Source organism: Treponema vincentii, from assembly GCF_010365865.1.
Classification (GTDB): domain Bacteria; phylum Spirochaetota; class Spirochaetia; order Treponematales; family Treponemataceae; genus Treponema.
In genome coordinates, this window is sequence record NZ_CP048020.1 from 579,787 (window position 1) to 600,219 (window position 20,433).

Genomic DNA, 20,433 nt, shown 5'->3' on the forward strand with positions numbered 1-20,433 from the left:
ATAGTTTTTGAAAGATGCTCACAAAAGGAAAAAACGTTTTATGAGTCCGTTACATGTATTTATCAGAAAATTAATTATGATTATACCGACGGTACTGTTGCTGTCTTTTTTAAGTTTTTCCGTAATTTATTTTGCGCCTGGCAGCGCAGAAAAGTTGTTGCTGAATGCAAAAAATGCACGAGGTTTTATAAACGACAAAACAGTAGACGTATACGGCAAAAAGCTCGGGCTCAATAAACCGTTCAGCAGGCTGTATGCGCACTGGTTATGCAGTTTATTAAAAGGAGATCTCGGTACATCGTATTTGACAAATAAACCGGTTTCCGGCATTTTTATAAAACGTTTTTCGGTTACTTTTAAACTCGCATTGTTAAGCCTGCTGATTTATTCGGCATTGGGTATTCCAATCGGAGTGCTTGCATCGGTAAAAGAAAATATACTGTGCCGTTTCTTTTTGCAGCGGTGGCGTATCATTTGTATGTCGATACCGTCATTTTGGATTGCCGTTATTTTGGTTTGGTTTATTGCGAATTATATTCCTGTTATTCCTACAATAGGTTATCACGGAATAAAAAGTTTAATAGTTCCTGCTTTTTTACTGGGCGTTATGTCGTTTTCCAATTTAACCTGCGTTATTCAAAGTAAAACTCAAGCGGTATTAAGTAAGTCGTTTATCATCTTAGCGGGAGCGCTCGGCATTCCGCAAAAGATCATTTTTATAAGGCACGTGCTTAAAAATATCGCAGCCCCTGCAATTGCAGTAGCCTGCATCGATTTTAGCGGATTTATCGGCGGGGCAATTTTAATCGAAAATATCTTTTCTATTCCCGGTTTGGGGCTGATGCTTGCCGAAGCGCTCAATGTAAAAGATTACCCCGTTATCGCAGGAACACTTTTTTTGTTGGGACTTTTTATCAATCTTTTAAACTTCTTTGCAGAGATGGTATATCTTATAATCGACAGACGAGGTATTTATGAAAACTAAAAAGAATTGCAAAGTTCGTATTATCGTCTATTCGATATTGAGCTTTGCCGTTCTTACGGCAGTGGTATTATCCGATATTGCAGCTGCTCCGGAAATACATGCCTCATTGGAACACAGATTTTTGCCGCCGTCGATACGGCATCTATTCGGTACGGATGATTTCGGTCGGGATGTTTTTTTAAGGACGCTGCAAGGGTTCAAATACACTTTTTTTATTGCGCTCACTGCTCAGGTTTTCAGTTTTTTATTAGGTGGGATAATCGGCCTTTTTGCAGGATATTACGGCGGACTGTTCGACGAAATACTGTATTATCTTTGCAATATCATTCTATCGTTTCCAATGATTGCCGCCGTTATCTTTTTCTCCGCTGTTTTCGGAAATTCCGTTTTTATTTTAATCGTCTTATCGATTGTTTTCGGTATGATATTTAATATAAAGGTAGTCAGAAGCGAAATAATGATACTGAAGCACAGCGATTTTGTTACGGGATTAAAAATTATCGGCGCTTCCGATTTGTTTATCGTAACGAGGCATCTTTTAAAGCCTGCGTTTATGCTACTCTTACCGACGTTTCCGCTCATCTTGGGGCACATCATTATCGGCATTTCCGCATATTCATTTTTGGGTTTCGGTGTGCAGCCGCCTCATCCTGAAATAGGCTTGATGTTAAAAGAATCCATTCGGTTTATCAATTATGCGCCGTGGCTGATGGTTTGTCCGGGATTATTTCAATTCTCTGTTATCCTCATCTTTGCCGATTTATCCGAAGCCGTTCAAAATTTTATGCAGTACGCACGGGATGTCAGGAGAAAGATATGACGGATACCGTTTTAAGCATACGTGCGCTGACAGTCGATTTTGTAGTCGGAGAAGAAAAAAAACGGATTATAAAAAATATTTCTTTAACTGTTAAAAATGAAATATTTGCGATTATGGGAGAAACAGGCAGCGGTAAGTCTGTTTTTGCAGCAAGCATTCTGGGGATGCTGCCTTCAAATGCAATAATCGAAGGTAGCATTTTTTATAAAGGTAAAGCGATTTCCGGTTTAACGGAAAAGGAATATAACACCATTCGCGGAAAAGAAATAGCATTGGTGCCGCAAATTTCTGCGGACTCTTTAAACCCGCTGTTAAAGATTAAAAGTCAACTTGCCGTACCGATTACGGTTCATAAAATTTGTAAAACGGCGGATGAAGTATATTCCCGTTCTTGTGCATTACTGAAAAGTGTGTCGCTTAATCGGGATGTATTAAATCTATATCCGTTTCAATTAAGCGGCGGGATGCAGCACCGCGTTTTAACTGCGCTCGGCCTTTCGTGTAAACCTTCCGTACTGATTCTTGACGAACCGACCCGCGGAATGGATATGATGTTGCGCAACGAATACGCTGCGCTGATTAAGTCGATTTACGATACGGAGCATATTGCAATTATTTTTATAACGCATGATTTGGAACTTGCGCATAAACTTTCTCACCGCTGCGCGCTTATGTATAACGGGGCAATTGTAGAAGAAGGAGAAACGCAATCGGTATTCAAAGACCGCCGCTCTTCTTATTTTCGTTCTTTGATGGCAGCGATGCCGCAAAATCTTATGTGAAGGCGATAGTATGGAATATATTCTCCAATGCAGCGCTCTTTCAAAATCATTCCGCAGCAATACAATACTTGGGGCGTCCGCTTCTATTTTAAAAAATATCGATTGCGGTATTGTACCCTTTTCCGTCACCGGCATCACCGGAGAAAGCGGCTGCGGCAAAACGACACTTTCACGCTGTATTCTTAATTTGATAAAACCCGATAGCGGAATCGTTTTGATACACGGTAGGCCGGTTTGTGCATACGGCTGCAAAAAAGAATTTTTCCGCACCATACAAGCAGTGCAGCAAAATCCCGAATCGGCGCTGGATCCGGATTTTACGGTACGACGCAGTTTGGAAGAAATGTATACGCTCCATAAGGAACGCTTTGCTTCAAAGCAGGTGTTTTTGAAGGAATTGGAATCGTTATGTAAAGATGCCGGAATTGCATACGACGAATTGGACAGACTTCCGTATTGTTTTTCAGGAGGTCAGCTACAGCGTATTTGCATTATCAGAGCGGTCATTATAAAACCGGAAATTCTGATTCTTGACGAACCAACTTCGATGCTTGATGTTGCCGTTCAGGCGCAAATCTTGTCGCTACTCTCAAAGCTAAAAGAAAAGTATAAATTGACGTTAATTTTGATTTCGCATGATCTCAATGTAATCGAATATTTCTGCGATTATTTGATTGTTATGCGGGCAGGCAGCATTGTCGAATCGGGCGTATGCAAAGAAGTATTTGCTCATCCGGCACACGAGTATACGGCAGCTTTATTGAAAAGCAGAAACTTACATTTGAACTAAAAAAAGTTCTATTGGGCATCTCTAAAAACTCCGTTAGATTTTTAGAGGTTCCCTATTGTAATTTGGAGAAAATAGTTATGATGATTCACAAACGGGTGATGGAACTGACGAAAGGTGCGCGTTCCGGTATTGTATGCAAAGCCTTGATAGGGGTTGCCATTTCTGCGACCTATATTGTGCAGGCAGCGACGCTGGGCACGATCGTCGGGCTGTTGTATAAACGGGCTGCATTTTCCGCACTGCTACCGTATATAACATGTTTGACAGCAATTATCGGTACGCGGCTTGTATTAATCTATATAAATTCCGTGTATGGAAAAAAAAAATTATCGGCACGGTAAAAAATATACTCAGACGGCGCATTTATGCAAAGCTGCTAAAACTGGGACCCGCATTTTTGGATGACGAGCGTACCGGTACATTGGGCTCGACAATGGTAAGCGGTGTCGATTATTTGGAAGGTTATTTGACGCTGTATCTGCCGCAGGTGCTGGTATGCCTTATCGCTTGCTCTGCAATGCTTGTCTATATTTTTTTCAGTGCATTATGTGCTTGGGCTTATTGCGTTGGTAGCATTGATTATCGTGCTCATATCCCCGATCGTATTCGGGAAAGTATTGTCGGAATCTTCCAATGCGCATTGGGCGGCGTATCAGGAGCTGACGGCAGAAATATTAGACGGTGTACAGGGGATTGTAACGGCAAAGGCAAACAATGCGCAAGAACGAATCGGCAGCGTATTAAAAGGAAAAATGAAAACGCTTTTTTCCGAAACGATGAATAATCTCAAAGTCAATTTAACGGAAGTGGGTATTGCCGGATTTGCTTCGGGCGCAGGCGTCAGTTTCACCCTTGCGGTTGCCGCTCTTCTGGCGGTAAAAGGGAGTATTCCGCTTTCTTCGCTTTTGGTTCTGCTTTTTATGACGAATGAAGTGTTCAGACCTGTGGCCGATTTAAGTGCGTATTTTCATCAAGGCTTTATGGGCATTACTTCTTCAGGCAGTATTTTTGCACTGCTCGACGAAGAAGAAAAAATACACGATACGGGGACAAAAACACTCGATGTAAAAATGCCGGGCGGTTTTGAAATTGCGTATACGGATGTCTTATTTTCATATAACGAAAATGAAGCTCCCGTTTTTGAAGACATGAATTTTACGGTCAAAAAAAACGAGCGGCTTGCAATCGCTGGAGAATCGGGAAGCGGAAAAACAACTCTTATCAATTTGTTGCTCCGCTTTTATGATCCGCAGGCGGGACGCATCGCCATTAACGGAATCGATATACGGGATCTGACGCTGAAATCGCTCCGCAGTTTAATTTCCGTTGTTTCGCAGGAAACATATTTGTTCAACGGTACGATAAAAGAAAATCTGCTGCATGCAAACGAAGCGGCTGATGACGATATGGTAATCGAAGCATGCAAAATTGCGCATATCGATTCGTTTATTCAAAGCCTGCCTGAAAAATATAACACGCGTGTCGGGGAACGGGGGCTTAATTTTTCAGGAGGACAGCGGCAGCGTATTGCTATTGCACGTGCCGTGTTGAAAGATGCGCCGATTATCGTACTGGATGAAGCGACCTCCGGTATCGATACCGAAAACGAAAATGAGATCAAACATAGTCTTTCGGTGTTATTAAAAAACCGTACGAGTATTACCATTGCCCACCGTTTAAATACAATAGAAGATTGCGACCGCATTTTGGTTTTGCGGCATGGACGGATTGTCGAAGAGGGAACTCATCATCAGCTGTTTGGAAAAGACGGTTATTATAAAAAACTGGTACAAGCACAGCAGTAGAAAGGAGCGAAGAAATGTTCGAAAAATATAAACCGCTTTTAAAATTGATCGTATATATCAAAGAGTATAAAAAAGAATTCGTGATTTCAGTGCTGTATGGAATATTGAATAGTGTTTTTTCGCTACTGACGGTATTAACCGGAGCGTATATTACCTCGGCGGCACTGTCCCGTGCGAGTGTTCAAACCGTGCTGTATTTGTTTATCCCTCTTTTAGGGTTTATATGCGGAAAAGGGCTTTTTCCTTTTTTGGAAATGTACGAATGTCATCTGGTTGCTTACAAAATTATAGAGAAAATACGGGGGCTTTTATACGATGCAGTTTCGGCATCGGCGCCTCAATCGATGGCAAAAACAAGGTCGGGGAACATAACCGCTGCTATCGTTGAGGATGTGGAAGCAACTGAAATCTTTTACGCTCATACCGCAGGTGCGTATATCGTTGCTGCCGTATGCACCGTACTGTATCTGACGGCTCTTGCGTTTCTCTCGTTGCGTATTGCCGCCACCGTATGCGCTGCTTGTATCCTTGTTGCGGCAGTGCCGTATTTTTTCAACCGTGTTACCAAAAAAACGGGAGAGGAAATACGAGAGGGCGCGGCGGCCGTACATGCGGAAGCGGTAGATACTGTTCAAGGGTTGCGTGAAATTTTGATTTTTGGAAAAGAGAAAAAATACATCGAAAAGGTCGTACGGGATACGCTCAGGTTGAACAAAAAAGAAAGGAAGGACGGGCGATTTAAGGGTGTGCAGGGGTTAACCGTCAATCTGATTACCTCCGCTGTATTGATTGTGTCGCTTTTATTCGCTCATACAGAAGTTATTGCCGGAACATTGCGGGCGGAAACGGTTTCCGTCGTGATTGTTTTTTCGCTGTTTGCCTTTATACCGGTGATGGGTGTTTCGGTAACGGCGGGAGCGATGAATATTTCTAACGGAGCGGCAAAGCGGATTTTGAATATTCTTGAAGAAGCACCGTCTGTTACCGATACCGTACCGTATATTCCACAATCCGAACTGCACCTTGCAGGCAGTGTCGAGTTTAAGGATGTGCGTTTTTCTTATGAAAAAGACCGGGAGGTACTGCACGGTATTTCTTTTTTCGTGCAGGCGGGAGAGAGCGTTGCCATTACCGGAGAGTCGGGAGCGGGGAAATCGACGATAGCGGCTCTACTGATGCGTTTTTACGATCCCGACAGCGGCGCGGTGTATATCGGCGGAAAAAATATCAAAGCATTGAATCAAAAATCCGTGCGGGATATGATTGCGTATGTGCCGCAAGATGTATATCTTTTTAATAAAAGCATTAAAGAAAATATTGCGCTCGCCTGTCCCTGCGCTTCCGATGAAGAGATAAAAGCCGCAGCGCAGATTGCAATGGCGGACGGCTTTATCGAAAAACTGGAATACGGATACGATACAAATGCGGGCGAGCGCGGTGTACAGCTTTCAGGCGGGGAAAAACAACGTATCGCCATTGCCCGCGCTGTTTTGAAAAAATCTCCCATTTTACTGATGGACGAGGCGTCTTCCAATTTGGACAGCGAAAGCGAGGCCTTGTTCCGGCAAGCGTTGAGCAATATCCGCAGAGGCAAAACTATCCTCACAATTGCGCATCGTCCATCTACCATAAAAGAAGCGGATAGAGTTATCCGAATCGATAACGGACGGATGGTATAAAAAGTTAAAAGACCGAGAAATGGTAGGTATTAAATCCGCGAATAAAGACGTTCTAAAAGGTGCCCACTCTGCACTCCTGCTGCTGCAAAAACATTACCTCTTAAAATGCGCCGGGGTTGTTGATTTTATCTTGTTTTTACGGGTTTATTTTAATAGAATCAACGCATAGCAAAAATTACAAGTAAACGGTGACGGATTCTGTACTTTAGGTAAATTGAGAATTTATAATGAAATTGAGGTATATATATGTATATAAGAAATGAAATAGAGAGAATAATTAAAGGCAATAATATAAATCGCTCGAATTGTTTTGAATGTTCAAAAATCAGTTATAAATCAATAATAAAAAAAATTGAACGGAAATTTGTATTAAACGGCGGCAATATACATTTAAAATAACAGAAAGAATATAAGACCTCTAAAAACTTGCTTTGCAGGCCGCAGCAGACAAGGAAATGAATTCCCTGACAGAACAAACAGGGAAGCTTGCAGTTTTTAGAGGTCTCCTACAGTAATTCTTTTTAGATATAGTTCGCTGCGGTTAAAATCTTACGCGCTTTTTCAGCGTCTTCTCCGGCAAGCAGGATAACGGGGCCGGTACAGCCCATGCCCGCTTCCGCATAGATGTTCTCTTTCCAGAGCGTCTTGCAGGCATTTTCTATGTCGATAACGTCGATGCCGTGGATTTCTTCCGTAACGACCTTCTTAGGCGGCACCGCGACTGTCTCCGCGCTTGCCTCTTTTGCGGCGCCGAACGAGTCGAGTATGGCTTGCAGCCCTGTTTTTTCGGCGGCTTGCACCTCGGCACGGCACAGCGCTTGCAAGTTTGCCTGCGCGCTGCGCGCGGAATACGCCAAGGCTGCGGCGATAACCGGGGCGCCCGATGCGCGGGAAACAATCGCGACAACATCGGTCATATCCTTACCGGCGCAGGGACCGTAACCGGAACCGGAGGCTTCGTAGCTACCGCCTGTTAAGAAGGAGCTGAAAAGCTTCATCAACACATTGCCGGTTAAGGTATCACAGACCATCACATCGGGCGTCCCTTGCAGCAAATCGTTTCCGCGCATGCGTACCCCGCCGTCGGCGCGGTGCGATTCGGTGAAGCGTATCGGATAGCCCGCTTTTTGCAGCTTTAACAGCGCTTTTTCAATCGTCGCAACGCCGTCGATGTTTAAAAGCCCGACCGTCGGGTTTTCAACACCGTTTGCTTTTGCAACGGCAATTCCGGCAAAGGTGTTTAACAGCATTGCCTTATACCGGTCGGCATCGGAGGCTCCGGTAGTGGACGCAATAAACATCTCTTTGCCGAAGCCGGGCGTTACTACCTTTCCGATTGTCGTAACGCCGAGCGGGAAAGTATAGTGCATTGTTACAGCGGCTTTTATTTCGCCCGTTTTAAACAATTCTTCCATTTTATGATGTGCGTCTTCCAGCGTCGGCGCTTCATACCAGCGGAACCCCCTCGGTTTTCGGGGGCCGCCGATCAGCACAATATCCAATCCGGGATTGGCATGGGCTGCCAGTTTTGCCGCGCGGATAAGCTCCGCTTCTCCGTGCTCGCTGCCGGGGACGGTTAAGCCGACCGGAAAGGCTTCCGCAAAGGCGCCGGTTTCCAGTCCCTTCGCCATCAGACTGAAGGCATCGGCCAGTTGTTGTTTTGTACTGCTCATTTTGCTCCGTCCTCCGCTAAGATACGGGCAGCGACATCGCGCATAGCATCGGCTACAATCTTCTTAATTTCCGCTTCACCGGCGCCGCCCGCAGCACCGGAACTTCCCTTACCGTTGTTCGCCTCAATTAAAAGGCTTAAACCGTCAAAGAGGTTGGTCAAACGGCCGAGGAACAAGCTGCCTTTTCCGATAATCATTGCGCGGCGCAATTTACCTGCAAGCATATCCCGCCGTGCATGGCCGATAAAAGGAACGCCGGAGGGAATATGTCCCTGCGTAGGCGCAAACCCTTCCACACCGTATTGCTTTACAAATTCCGCGATTTTGGCTCGTTCAAGCTGGCCTTTCATAACCGCAAGCGCCGCGATCATCTTTGTGTTCGCTTCCGGCACATTACCGGCGCCTGCAGGAGCAGTAATTTCATGATTCTGCAACTCCGCAGCAAATTTTTCGACATCGGTAATCTTCATCCCTGCGGCGTTCAGCGGATCGTAGATAAGCGCTGTCATAACCGCCTGCGGAGAAGAACCGGAAGAAATCGTATGTTTGCCGATAACATCGGTATTGATAATGGGGTTTACACCGTCGTCTTCCGTAATTAAAACGGCGAAACCGCCTACCATATCCTCAAGGAGCGGCATCTCTTTTTTAACATGATCTTTACCGTTCATACCGAGCTTAGGTACGGAACCGCCGGCGACAACCATCACGGTCTTAAAGATACCCGACCGCACGAGCGCAGCGGCATTTGCCAATGCGTGTACCGGCGCTGCACAGAAACCGCGGATATCACAGCCGGTTGCATGAACGCATCCCGCTTTTTCGCCGACGGATTTTGCGATGTTGCCGCCTCCGCGCTGGTTTACATCGCCCGCAGCTTCCTCGGAACACTCGATAATATAATCGATGTCCGCCGCATTGATGCCTTCAAGCTCCGCGAGGTGCCATGCGGTTAAGATGCCGGTTCCCTTGGTAACAAGGTTTTCGAGCATCGTATGAGCGCTCAAGTTCGGGTCGGTGTCATGCGCTTGTTTGACACAGCCGACCAGCACGTCATTGTCGTATAAACCTTCCGCCGTGTGCGATTGCACCAACTTTTCGATATCGGCCTTGGAATGGGCTTCTCCCAACGTAATCGCCTTATCCTTCATTAACGGATGATTTTGAATAATCGTTGCCGCTTCGGCAGTAAATTCTTCGGTTAAGTATACCAGTTCAAAAACGTCGGCGTACTTCATCAAAATATAGAGTTCTTTTTGCGTTGCAATTTCACCGAACGGCCCAAAGCGGTCGGCTTTTTCGGTGCACTTAAACCACGGCTCGGGGATACCGGGCAAATCTTCCGGCTTCTTGTTTCCGATATACACCTGATTAGGCGGATATTGTACAGCTTGCTCAAAGGTTCTTAAATGAGACGGGATTGCGGCAATATAGGGATCGGCAGGATCTTTCGCAATCGCTGCGGTCTGAGTTGAACCGTTCCGTTTTAACAGATCGGGGCTGTATGCCAATGTGTAACTTGCCCCTTTAATCACTGCGTTTTTCATAATACATCCTTATTGATAAGATATTGAAGCACCTCAAAAAATTTTAATTTTTAGAAGGTACTCAGTTAGAAAAATACCGTCTCATATCGATACACGGTTTTTCCTATAATATGGTAGCATTAACTTAATTTCATAGCCTACACTTTGAAAATGCTCTTGTCAAGCATTCATTTTTTATAGAATTTTTTATAGAAGACAGTGTTCGGTTTCTTATTGATACATGCCCTCGTCCGTATTTGAAATAAATGATATAAAGTTATATATGGAGAGATACATCCAGTTGTTCCATCAATAAATTTGAGATAGACGGAGGATTTTCTATGAATGATGTGTTGGCTGTTATCGATATGCAAAATGATTTTGTCAGCGGGAGTTTGGGTACAAAGGAAGCGCAAGCGATTGTTCAAAATGTCGTAAAAAAGATTGAGACTTTTAAGGGGCACATTGTATTTACGCAAGATACGCACCAAAGTTCATATCTGCAATCTCAAGAAGGAATGTTTTTACCTGTTCAGCATTGCATAAAAAATACGGAGGGATGGGAACTTGTTGCTCCGATTAAAAAGCTCATAACCGATCAAGTCTATGAAAAGCCTACCTTCGGTTCGCTTTTGCTGGCGGAATCTTTAAAAAGTTTGCATGAAAGAACCCCAATCCGTTCTATTACGCTGATAGGATTGTGTACGGATATTTGTGTTGTGTCGAATGCGTTGTTGTTAAAAGCTTTTTTTCCCGAAATCCCCATTTATGTTGATGCTGTCTGTTGCGCGGGAACAACGCCCGAAAATCACAAGGCGGCGCTGCAGGTTATGAAGATGTGCCAAATTATTATCGAAAATGAATAAGTATCATTTTTAGCAATCGGAATATGTCGATTTGACTTAAACCGATAAAAGGATATACTGAAACGTATGGCGCTTATAGATTGTCCCGATGGGGCTGATTTTGAATTCGGTGTTTTAATACAAAAGAAAAATATTTTTATTTTAGGAAATGGACAGTTGCCGAACGGTAACGAAGTATCTAAAGCTCTTAAAAAATATAATGATAGTGATATTCTCGGTCTTTACGGTGAAAAGGCATATCACACGTTTGCGGCAGCTTTGTCGCCCGAAGCGGCGGGGTCGAAAGGTTTTAAACAAATTCCGTACCGAAATCTATTTATAACGGAACCTGCTGAGCATGCCGCGATTGTTGCTCGCGCAGCGCTTTTACTCGATTGGCTGCATCATACAAAGTATTGTTCTTCTTGCGGTAGCCGCCTGTATTTGAGCACAACCGAAACGGCATTGGAATGCCCACAATGCCGCAGAATATGGTATCCGGTTCTTGCGCCGTGCATTATTGTACTTATCAGCAAGGGTGAACAAATTCTTTTAGCGCGGCATGTACAGCACATCTCCGACCTTTATACTTGTATTGCGGGTTTTATCGAAGCGGGAGAAACGGCGGAAGAGGCGGTTGCCCGCGAAATACGCGAAGAGGTTGGTTTAACGGTTAAGAATATCCGGTATCGCGGAAGCCAAGGCTGGCCGTATCCCAATCAGCTGATGCTTGCCTTCCGCGCCGAGTACGTTTCGGGGGATATTACCGTACAAAAGGAAGAGCTATCGGATGCTGCATGGTTTACACGCGACGCATTACCGCCGATACCGCTCCCCGGATCCGCCGCTTACGATCTTATCTGCGGCGACTGGTTTTAGGTACACGGACAGGACAATCCGTTTGCTGTGTTTGCCCTGCCTGCTTTTGAAAAACCCGTGCAAAATTTTGGATAAAACTTTGCACAGGTTGTTTAAAAGTAGTGTATTGCCCTTTTCTTGTTAACTCTCTTTTTCAACTTTAAACCGAATATCGAACACCAGCGTTTCATTCGGATTATCTTTGTGATAGAGCGTAAAATATTGCAAGGAACTTTTTTTGAGTTCGCTTGCCTTAGGCGTAAGCAGCATAGAATTATTCCCCTGTTCATTGCTTACAAAAACTTGTTGCACACCATTTACATAGCCCTTTATATTGAAGGAAAGCTGAACAACAGAAGATTCGCTTAATACAATAATATTATTTGTTTGCGCTTGAGGCTGTACCTTTTTCATGTACGTACACGTTAATTTTGGCAGAGGTTTCGTATTACTGTAGTTAAAGATCGCTTGCCGCAGCTTGTCTTTATCAAACGGCTGCATGCCGATACTACCGGTAACATCTATAGTTTTATGGCCTGTATAATGTATATTTTCTACCGTTGCGGTTACCTTGTATCCTTTTGTCGGTACCTCAATACGTTCTACCGTCTTGTATTTTTCGCTATATTTGATATATGCGACGGCATTATCGTCCAGGAATCTTAATTGGTACTTAATAATCTGCCCCGGATTCTTTGCAGAAAATCCCTCTTTTACAATATATTTTTGAAACTGTCTAAGATCGGTAACAGCCTCGCTGCCGCCTCCGATAATATTGATGGTAATCGTCGTTCCTTTTTCCAGTTTTTTGATTGCCAGATCGATGTCGGCTTCGGCATGATTTGCTGTTGTAACTTTAAATACTGTGTCGAGATTGGCTTTAAGCTCTGATTTTTCCTGATCGGATTCAATAGTAAGATATGCAATTCGTCCGTAAGAAACCGACGACACATATACCGGCATTCTGTCGCCTACGGCTGCTCGCGGTATATTGATCATAAGCGGAGCTGCTTCTTGATTTACATCGACGGTATAAAACGTTTCAACGAATTTGATAAGGCGCCGTTCCTTTTGGTCTCCATTTTTGAATTTAAAGCCTGCTGCAATTTTGCTTTTAATTCCAGCTGCACCGAAACCAACCCCTATTTTAAGCTGCGCTTCAAGGCTTTTTTCATTGGTAATCTCCATCTCTTCATAGCTTGAATGGGCAGAGGCATGGTATGTAATACTTTGACTGAGGATTCTATTGCGCAGATCTCTATATGATGCTAAATTCGGGAAAATTGCGTCGGACGTAATCCCTGCTTTTCCATCTTTACCTTCTTTATCTTTTACTCCCTGTAAATCGAATGAGATCGTCGCTTTTCGTTTATTGCCTTCGGTAATTTCCTGGTAGCTCTCTTTATCAAGACTATCGCCACGCAGAACGGAACCGGGATAGATTGAGTTCTGGGCAGGGTCAAGCATGAGCGTGTCATCAAAGGCAGCCGAAATATCATGCTCAACTTCTTTCTCGATGTATTTTACCACCATACCCTGGGCATTAAGCTGCGGCTCCGTTTCACTAATCTGCCGCCCTTGAAAAATCATTTCGCGCAATCTCTGCGGTGATCGTGCAAGCGTTTTAGGAATATCAAGCCCTTTATAAGTAAATTCCTCTTGCTCGTTGCTTTGGCTGTTACCGGAATTACCGCTGTTCCCGTTACTCGGTTTTGCAGGTTTTTGCACCGATTTGTCCGTTTTAATTTCCCTCACTAACGGTTTTGTCGGTTGTTGGCACCCCGTTATACCGAATAGTACAAGACAGAACAACAGTGATTTCCATTTCATACATGTTGCGAGCTTTACTCGTTTTTGTTGCTGCATAAAAACCTCCTTGCGGTTGATGCTGTCTGTCTTATAAAGCACGTAATGTAAAATGGCTTGAAATTCGGAGAAAAAATTAAAAAATTTTAAAAAATTTCGTGCAAAAATAAGGCAACCGCCTGAGACATCTCCAATTCGGTTGCCTTAGTGTGTAGAAAAAGCTGTAAAATTAATTTAATAAATAGCGGCGGTTCCTTTTATCACGACGCCGGTTTTTCCGTTCAGCGTGATAATATCGCCTGTTTTTAATATGCTTGTTGCCTCGGAGGCGCCTACGATAGTCGGCTTCGACAAGTTCATTCCCATCAAGGCGGCGTGTCCGCTCAAGTTGCCGTTTTCGGTAATGACAGCGCCTGCCCGCTCGATAAAGGAATTCATTAAATCGTTGGTCGTTTGGGTTACGATGATGTCTCCGTCCGCAAAGTCGGTCAGTAAGTCTTGCTCGGAACGGATAACCTTTACTCGGCCGGTTACAACCGACTGAATGCCGGTGCCCTTACCCTTCAGCAGGATCTTCCCGACGGTTTCAACTTTCAACAAGTTTGTCGAACCGACCAGTCCGATAGGAACTCCGGCGGTAAGCACGGCGAGTTCACCCTCTTGTACAAACCCATTCTCTTTTGCGACGTTGATGCACTGTTCAAACATTTCGTCCGTCGATTTAAAATAGGACGTGACAATCGGATATACCCCCCAGTTAAGTGATAACCGGCGTGCAGTTGCTTCATAGGGGGTTACGGCAACAATCGGCGCCTTGGGCTTGTATTTTGAAAGTGCCCGCGGCGTTTCTCCCGAAGAGGTCGCGGTAACGATAACCTGTGCATTCATTTCCAACGCCATAGAACAGGTTGCGTGTGCGATGGCATTCGTAATGGTCAAAGAATGCTCCCGGGCAACCGCCCCCATAATCTTGTCGTAGTTTAACGAATTTTCGGTTGTAACGGCAATGCGGTGCATCATCTTAACGGTTTCTACCGGATATTTGCCCGCAGCCGTTTCTCCCGAAAGCATAATGGCGCTCGTTCCGTCAAAGATAGCGTTCGCAACATCGGTAACCTCCGCCCGTGTCGGCCGCGGATTATGCGTCATCGACTCGAGCATCTGGGTTGCCGTAATTGCCGGTTTACTTGCCTTCAGTGTTTTGCGGATAATCATCTTTTGCACGAGCGGAATTTCTTCCGGCGGAATTTCGATACCTAAATCGCCGCGAGCAACCATGATGCCGTCGGAAACTTCAATAATCTTGTCGATGGAGTCGACGCCTTCTTGGTTTTCGATTTTCGCAATAATATGGATATTGTTCCCATTCGCTTCCTCCAAGACCTTGCGGATGCTTAAGATATCCGCAGGGCCGCGGGTAAACGAGGCTGCTACAAAATCAACCTCATTTTGAGCGCCGAACTTTAAGTCGGAAATATCCTGTTCGCTCAGAAAGGGGAGGTTGATTTTTGCTCCGGGAATATTGATACCCTTATGATTCGATACGGGGCCGTCGCTCATGACGGTACAGATAATATCGGTGCCGTTATCGATCCGCTCGACCTTCAGTTCGATTAAGCCGTCATCTATAAGGATGCGATTATTAGGCTGTACTTCCTGCGCAAGGTTCTTATAGGTTACGCTGCATATTTTTTCATCGCCGACAACATCGCGTACGGTAAGCGTAAATTGCTGTCCCTTGCTCAGCTGTACGGAATTAACGCCGAAATTTTTCAGCCGTATTTCCGGCCCCTTGGTGTCCAGCATAATCGCAATCGGCAAGTTGAGTTCCTGTCGAATCTTTTTGATACGGTCGATACGGATCTGGTGCTCTTCATGCGTACCGTGCGAAAAATTAAGGCGGCATACGTTGAGCCCTGCCTTAAATAATTCGCGCAGTATTTCTTCCGAGTCGGAAGCGGGATCGATAGTACAGACAATCTTTGTCTTTTTCATCTTTTCTCCTATCGAATAAAAGTATGTCTTTACGCTTTCTTCTTATCCTTCGAGATGGCATCCACTAGAATGGCAATTGCGCCGTCTCCGGTTACGTTACATGCAGTTCCGAAGCTGTCCTGTGCAATATAGAGCGCGATAATCAATGAACTCATTGTGTCGTTAAAGCCGAGAATGGACTGAACAAAGCCAAGCGCTGCCATAACGGCGCCACCGGGGATACCGGGGGCTGCAACCATTGCGATACCCAAGATTGCGATAAACGGAAGCATAACGCCGGCGTTTGCCGTTTGTCCGTGCAGGATCAGGATAGCCATCGAGCAGCTGGTAAGGGTGATAGTACTTCCTGCAAGATGAATGGTCGCGCAGAGCGGAATAACAAAGTCTGCAATTTTTTCCTGAATACCGATTTTCTTTGCGGAAGCGAGCGTTACCGGTATGGTTGCTGCGGATGATTGAGTTCCCAATGCGGTAACATACGCCGGTAGCATCGTCTTAATCGACGTAAAGGGATTCCGTTTTGCAATGGTACAAGCAATGATGTACTGAATAAGTATCATGATGACGTGCAGTGCAATGACGATTGCAAATACTTTGATGAATACCTTGAGGATAAGCCCAACCTGTCCCGCATGGGTCATGTTGGTAAACACGCCTAAAATATGGAGCGGTAATAGCGGGATAATGATAACTTCGATAACTTTCGTAACGATATTCTGAAATTCGCGTGCTGCGTTTTTTAATGTTTCAGAACGGGTTACCGCGATACCGATACCGAGAACAAAGCTTAAAATCAACGCAGTCATAACACCCATCAGCGGCGGCATATCGATACCGAATAAGCCGGGCAGCAGCGCATCTTCAGGATTCGCATGGGAAAAAACATCCGCATGAGAACTTAAAAAGAACGGGAAGAATATGGAATCGGTTACAAAGGCCAACGTACCGGCAAGCAGCGTTGAACCGTACGCAATACCGGCAGTGATAGCGAGCAGCTTTCCTGCGTCGGAACCCAGATCCGCGATACCCGGAATGACAAATCCAAGAATGATCAGCGGGATGATAAAGCTGAGAAAGTTGCCGAATACCCCGTTAAAGGTTGCCAAAATCTGAACAGGCAACGGCAAATGGATGGAGCGCGTCAAGTTACCGATTAAAATACCGGCAACGATTGCAATAACAAGACGCGGCAATAGACCTAATTTTTTTGCACTCACAATAAACTCCTTTTTAAAAGTGTCCGAACATCTCTAAAAGCTGACCGGTTTTTTAAAGGTGTCCGTCTATCTTTTTATAGTGTAACTGACTTTATTTCACTTGTCCAGTTTTTTTTGATATTCTGGCGCCGCGATGTACCTCTTTTATAATTCCCTTCAATAGTATATACTGCTCCATCCGATGAAAATTCAATAAGAGGTACACTATGGAACTCACGTATAAAGCAAAAACAGCATGGGAAAAGCTCACCGACAGCGAACTTGCCGAAATGCAAACGCTTTCTCAACACTACATCTCGTTTTTAAACACAGGAAAGACCGAACGCGAATGCGCCGCTCAAATTATACGGCAGGCAAAGGAAGCCGGTTTTAAACCGCTTGAAGAGGTCATAAAGAGCGGAAAAGCGCCGGCGGGTACAAAGGTATATCTCAACAATAAGGATAAGTCCGTTGTGATGATGGTGCTCGGCGAGGATATCATGCAAGGTATGAATATCGTCGGTGCTCATATCGACAGCCCGCGCCTTGACGTTAAACAGATGCCGCTCTATGAAGATTCAAACCTCGTGTTTTTAAAGACGCACTATTACGGCGGCATTAAAAAGTACCAATGGACTGCAATCCCGCTCGCTATTCACGGGGTCATTTTTACCAAAGAAGGCAAGAAGGTTGAAATCTGCATCGGCGAAGATGAAAACGATCCGGTGCTTTTTATTAGCGACCTCCTGATTCACCTTTCAAAAAAGCAGTTGCAGGAAACGCTGGCCGAAGGGATTACCGCCGAGCAGCTTAACGTACTGGTCGGTAATATGAAGCCTGCGACGCCGGATGATGATGGCAAGAAGAAAAAAGACGAATCGAAAGAGGATAAAAAAGGAGATAAGGTATCCCCTGTTAAGGAAAATATCTTAAAAATCTTAAATCAAAAATACGGCATTACCGAAGAAGATTTCCGCGTTGCGGAGCTTGAGATTGTTCCCGCAGGAAAAGCGCGGAATGTCGGGCTTGATAACTCGATGATTGCAGGACACGGCCACGACGACCGCGTATGTGCCTATACCACACTGAAAGCGATGCTCGAAGTTTCGGGGACTCCTGCAAAGACTGCCGTCGCCCTCTTTGCCGATAAAGAAGAGATCGGTTCGGTCGGTAATACCGGCATGACAGCGCTCTACTTTGAAAACATGGTTGCGGAGATTGCCGCCCTGCAAAAAGCTCCCTGCGATTTAGGCGTGCGCCGTGCATTTGCCAATTCCTGTATGTTGTCTGCCGATGTATCCGCCGGTTATGACCCCGCGTTTACATCCGTATTTGAAAAGCTCAATTCGGCGTTTATCGGCAACGGTATCTGCATCAACAAATACACCGGCTCCGGCGGCAAAGGCGGCTCAAATGACGCAAACGCTGAATATCTCCAAAAGATCAGACACTTATTCGACACCAACAATGTTGTCTGGCAGACGGCGGAACTCGGCATGACCGACGCCGGAGGAGGAGGCACAATTGCCTACATCCTCGCTAAGTACGGAACGGAAGTCGTAGACTGCGGAGTGCCGGTATTATCGATGCATGCTCCCATCGAATTGATCAGCAAAGTAGACCTTTTAATGGCGTACCGAGCCTACAAGGCGTTTTTAAAAGCACATTAAAGCTAAGTGGAACCTCTAAAAGCTGTAGTTTTTAGAGGTTTCCGGTTAATGGATTTCGATACGAGAGAATATCAATGAATACAGCATACCCTGAATTACAGCATGCATTTGAAAAGATGATTCTATCGGCGTCGGGCTGGCGCAAAGTGTTCGCTCAATCCGGAAGCGAAAACGACGGAGCGCCGGAGATTTCCGCTGCCGACCGCGATATCGTTTTCTTTGCCGCTCAATCATTTGCGGAATTCTTACAAGCTGAGTTTCCGGCAATCCGCACGGTAATCATAGCCCGCGACAGCCGCCCCACCGGCGCAGCGCTTTTAAAAGAGGCGGTAACTGCGTTTGCAGCCGCTGGGAATACTTCTGCGGCAACAAGCTCGGCTGCACTAGCGGTACAATCGGTTGGGATAGCCGCGGCGCCGGAAATTATGGCGTATGCACGCTCCGCAGGGGCTGCTTTCATGTATATTTCTGCAAGTCATAATCCCATCGGGCATAACGGCTTTAAGTTCGGGTTGGATACCGGCGGCGTACTGGACGGAAGTCAATCCGCGCGGTTGATAGCCTTATTCACACAAAAATGCGCCGCTGCCCACCAAGATACCGCAGCTGTCCTGCGCAAACAGGCCGCCCCGGCACCGGTGCAAGCGGTGTTTGAGGCAGAAGCAGCGCACAAACAAGCGGCGCTTACCGCCTATCAAAACTTTTTACAGGAAGTAATTGCCGATTCAAAAGACAGCGCGGAACAAGCACGGTTCTTTGATGACATTCGCGCTCAATGTACCGCGCTTGCGGCAGCAGGTAAGCCGTTTACGCTGGTTGCAGACTTTAACGGCAGCGCCCGCGCCGCTTCGGTTGACCGAGCTTTCTTTGAAAAGCTCGGTATGCAGCTTGTCGGTATTGCGGAAAAGGCCGGAAATATCGTCCATGGTATTGTTCCCGAAGGAGGAAACCTTGCAACCTGTGCAGCCAAAATCGAAGAACTGCACCGGAGCAATCCCGCACAGGCGGAGAATACGTTGTTCGGCTATATGCCCGATTGCGACGGGGACCGCGGCAATATCATCTACTGGGATGAAGCGCAGCAAAAAGCATTGATCCTTGAAGCGCAGGAAGTCTTTGCCCTGTCGGTCATCGCAGAACTGAGTTATCTGCACTACAGCGGTAACATCAGCGCGCCACTTGCGGTTACCGTCAACGGATCGACTTCGCTCCGCATTAACGAAATCGCAAAAGCCTTGGATGCGGAAGTGTTTTATGCGGAAGTAGGCGAAGCCAATGTAGTAAACCGGGCGGAAGATGCACGTCGGTACGGTTATAAAGTGCGGATACTCGGCGAAGGTTCCAACGGGGGGAATATTACGTACCCTGCCGCCGTGCGTGACCCGCTGAATACGCTCTTTGCAATCAGCAAGCTCCTGCTCATAAAGGATATGCCTGACCGCTCCTGCCCGTTCCGTATCTGGTGCGAGCGGTCGGGGCAAACGGCAAAGTACCGGAAAGACTTTACCTTTGCGGATATTATTGCAACGCTTCCCCGCTATTGGACTACCCCGACGCAGGAAGCTCGGGCGCTGATGCACATCCATACTACCGACCATACCGCACTGAAATCGGCATATCAGAAGATTTTTATGCAGGAATGGGCGGATAAAAAACAGCTGCTGAAAGACCGGTTCGGTATAGCAGCCTGTAAAGTATTTGCGTATAATGGGACGGTTTGTACAGAAAACCTCAGGGATTTTGGGGTTTCCGCAAAGGGCGGCCTCAAGGTGCAGTTCTATAATGCAAGCCATACTCCGATTGCCTTTATCTGGATGCGCGGTTCCGGTACCGAACCGGTATTCCGCATTATGGCGGACATCAAAGGATATGATCAGGCAGCGGAAGAATATCTGGTGCAGTGGCAGGGAGATATGGTACGCAAAGCCGATGTGGCGGTATCGGTAAAAAATTAAGGGAAAGTGGTATAACTTCGGCAGCCGCAGTAAGGCTGCCTCGTTAAC

General features: G+C 45.7%; 16 protein-coding genes. 11 read left to right on the top strand and 5 right to left on the bottom strand.

Annotated elements, in window-relative coordinates:
• The first annotated feature begins 40 nt into the window (after positions 1-40).
• The 7 genes from GWP43_RS02700 to GWP43_RS02725 all read left to right on the top strand — a co-directional run bounded on the left by GWP43_RS02700 (position 41) and on the right by GWP43_RS02725 (position 6,861).
• Entirely contained in the window at positions 41-985 is a 945-nt protein-coding gene (locus tag GWP43_RS02700; protein ID WP_162662508.1) for an ABC transporter permease, read from the top strand.
• A complete protein-coding gene (locus GWP43_RS02705; protein WP_162662509.1) occupies positions 975-1,805 on the top strand; it encodes an ABC transporter permease in 831 nt (276 codons plus the stop codon). Before GWP43_RS02700 ends, GWP43_RS02705 begins: the two co-directional genes overlap by 11 nt.
• The gene (locus GWP43_RS02710; RefSeq protein WP_162662511.1) at positions 1,802-2,587 is read left to right on the top strand and encodes an ATP-binding cassette domain-containing protein; all 786 of its coding nucleotides are present in this window, start codon (positions 1,802-1,804) and stop codon (positions 2,585-2,587) included. Before GWP43_RS02705 ends, GWP43_RS02710 begins: the two co-directional genes overlap by 4 nt.
• A 10-nt stretch (positions 2,588-2,597) precedes the next feature.
• Positions 2,598-3,377 (top strand): ABC transporter ATP-binding protein, encoded by a 780-nt coding sequence (locus tag GWP43_RS02715; protein ID WP_162662513.1) that lies wholly within the window; start codon positions 2,598-2,600, stop codon positions 3,375-3,377.
• 77 nt (positions 3,378-3,454) lie between these two features.
• Positions 3,455-3,718: a 6TM ABC transporter family protein gene (locus tag GWP43_RS14440; protein ID WP_230977965.1), complete on the top strand. Its 264-nt coding sequence runs from the start codon at positions 3,455-3,457 to the stop codon at positions 3,716-3,718.
• A gap of 207 nt (positions 3,719-3,925) precedes the next feature.
• The gene (locus tag GWP43_RS02720; protein WP_230977967.1) at positions 3,926-5,182 is read left to right on the top strand and encodes an ABC transporter ATP-binding protein; all 1,257 of its coding nucleotides are present in this window, start codon (positions 3,926-3,928) and stop codon (positions 5,180-5,182) included.
• 14 nt (positions 5,183-5,196) lie between these two features.
• On the top strand, positions 5,197-6,861 hold the full coding sequence (locus GWP43_RS02725) for an ABC transporter ATP-binding protein (protein WP_162662515.1): 1,665 nt from the start codon (positions 5,197-5,199) through the stop codon (positions 6,859-6,861).
• Positions 6,862-7,382: 521 nt separating this feature from the next.
• Here GWP43_RS02725 and grdD read toward each other — a convergent pair.
• Together grdD and grdC are read right to left on the bottom strand one after the other, a co-directional pair.
• Positions 7,383-8,534, bottom strand: coding sequence for a glycine/sarcosine/betaine reductase complex component C subunit alpha (grdD, locus tag GWP43_RS02730; RefSeq protein ID WP_162662517.1), 1,152 nt, complete (start codon positions 8,532-8,534; stop codon positions 7,383-7,385).
• Entirely contained in the window at positions 8,531-10,081 is a 1,551-nt protein-coding gene (grdC, locus tag GWP43_RS02735; protein WP_162662519.1) for a glycine/sarcosine/betaine reductase complex component C subunit beta, read from the bottom strand. Before grdC ends, grdD begins: the two co-directional genes overlap by 4 nt.
• 320 nt (positions 10,082-10,401) lie before the next feature.
• Between grdC and GWP43_RS02740 the strand changes: the two genes are divergently transcribed.
• Together GWP43_RS02740 and nudC are read left to right on the top strand one after the other, a co-directional pair.
• Positions 10,402-10,926, top strand: coding sequence for a cysteine hydrolase family protein (locus GWP43_RS02740; RefSeq protein ID WP_162662521.1), 525 nt, complete (start codon positions 10,402-10,404; stop codon positions 10,924-10,926).
• Between the two features lie 66 nt (positions 10,927-10,992).
• Entirely contained in the window at positions 10,993-11,784 is a 792-nt protein-coding gene (nudC, locus tag GWP43_RS02745) for an NAD(+) diphosphatase (protein WP_162662523.1), read from the top strand.
• A gap of 120 nt (positions 11,785-11,904) precedes the next feature.
• On the opposite strand, the gene GWP43_RS02750 is transcribed toward nudC, so the two are convergent.
• The 3 genes from GWP43_RS02750 to GWP43_RS02760 form a co-directional block, all read right to left on the bottom strand.
• Positions 11,905-13,629 (bottom strand): thiol-activated cytolysin family protein, encoded by a 1,725-nt coding sequence (locus tag GWP43_RS02750; protein ID WP_162662525.1) that lies wholly within the window; start codon positions 13,627-13,629, stop codon positions 11,905-11,907.
• A 174-nt stretch (positions 13,630-13,803) separates the two neighbouring features.
• Positions 13,804-15,564, bottom strand: a complete 1,761-nt coding sequence (gene pyk / locus GWP43_RS02755; RefSeq protein WP_162662527.1) for a pyruvate kinase — start codon at positions 15,562-15,564, stop codon at positions 13,804-13,806.
• 29 nt (positions 15,565-15,593) lie between these two features.
• A complete protein-coding gene (locus tag GWP43_RS02760) occupies positions 15,594-16,781 on the bottom strand; it encodes a dicarboxylate/amino acid:cation symporter (RefSeq protein WP_162662529.1) in 1,188 nt (395 codons plus the stop codon).
• A gap of 206 nt (positions 16,782-16,987) precedes the next feature.
• Here GWP43_RS02760 and GWP43_RS02765 point away from each other — a divergent pair, with 206 nt between their 5' ends.
• Positions 16,988-18,430 carry an aminopeptidase gene (locus GWP43_RS02765; protein ID WP_162662531.1) on the top strand — a complete coding sequence of 481 codons (1,443 nt, stop codon included), beginning with the start codon at positions 16,988-16,990 and terminating at the stop codon, positions 18,428-18,430.
• A gap of 74 nt (positions 18,431-18,504) precedes the next feature.
• Positions 18,505-20,385, top strand: coding sequence for a phosphoglucomutase (locus GWP43_RS02770; protein WP_162662532.1), 1,881 nt, complete (start codon positions 18,505-18,507; stop codon positions 20,383-20,385).
• Positions 20,386-20,433 lie beyond the last annotated feature (48 nt).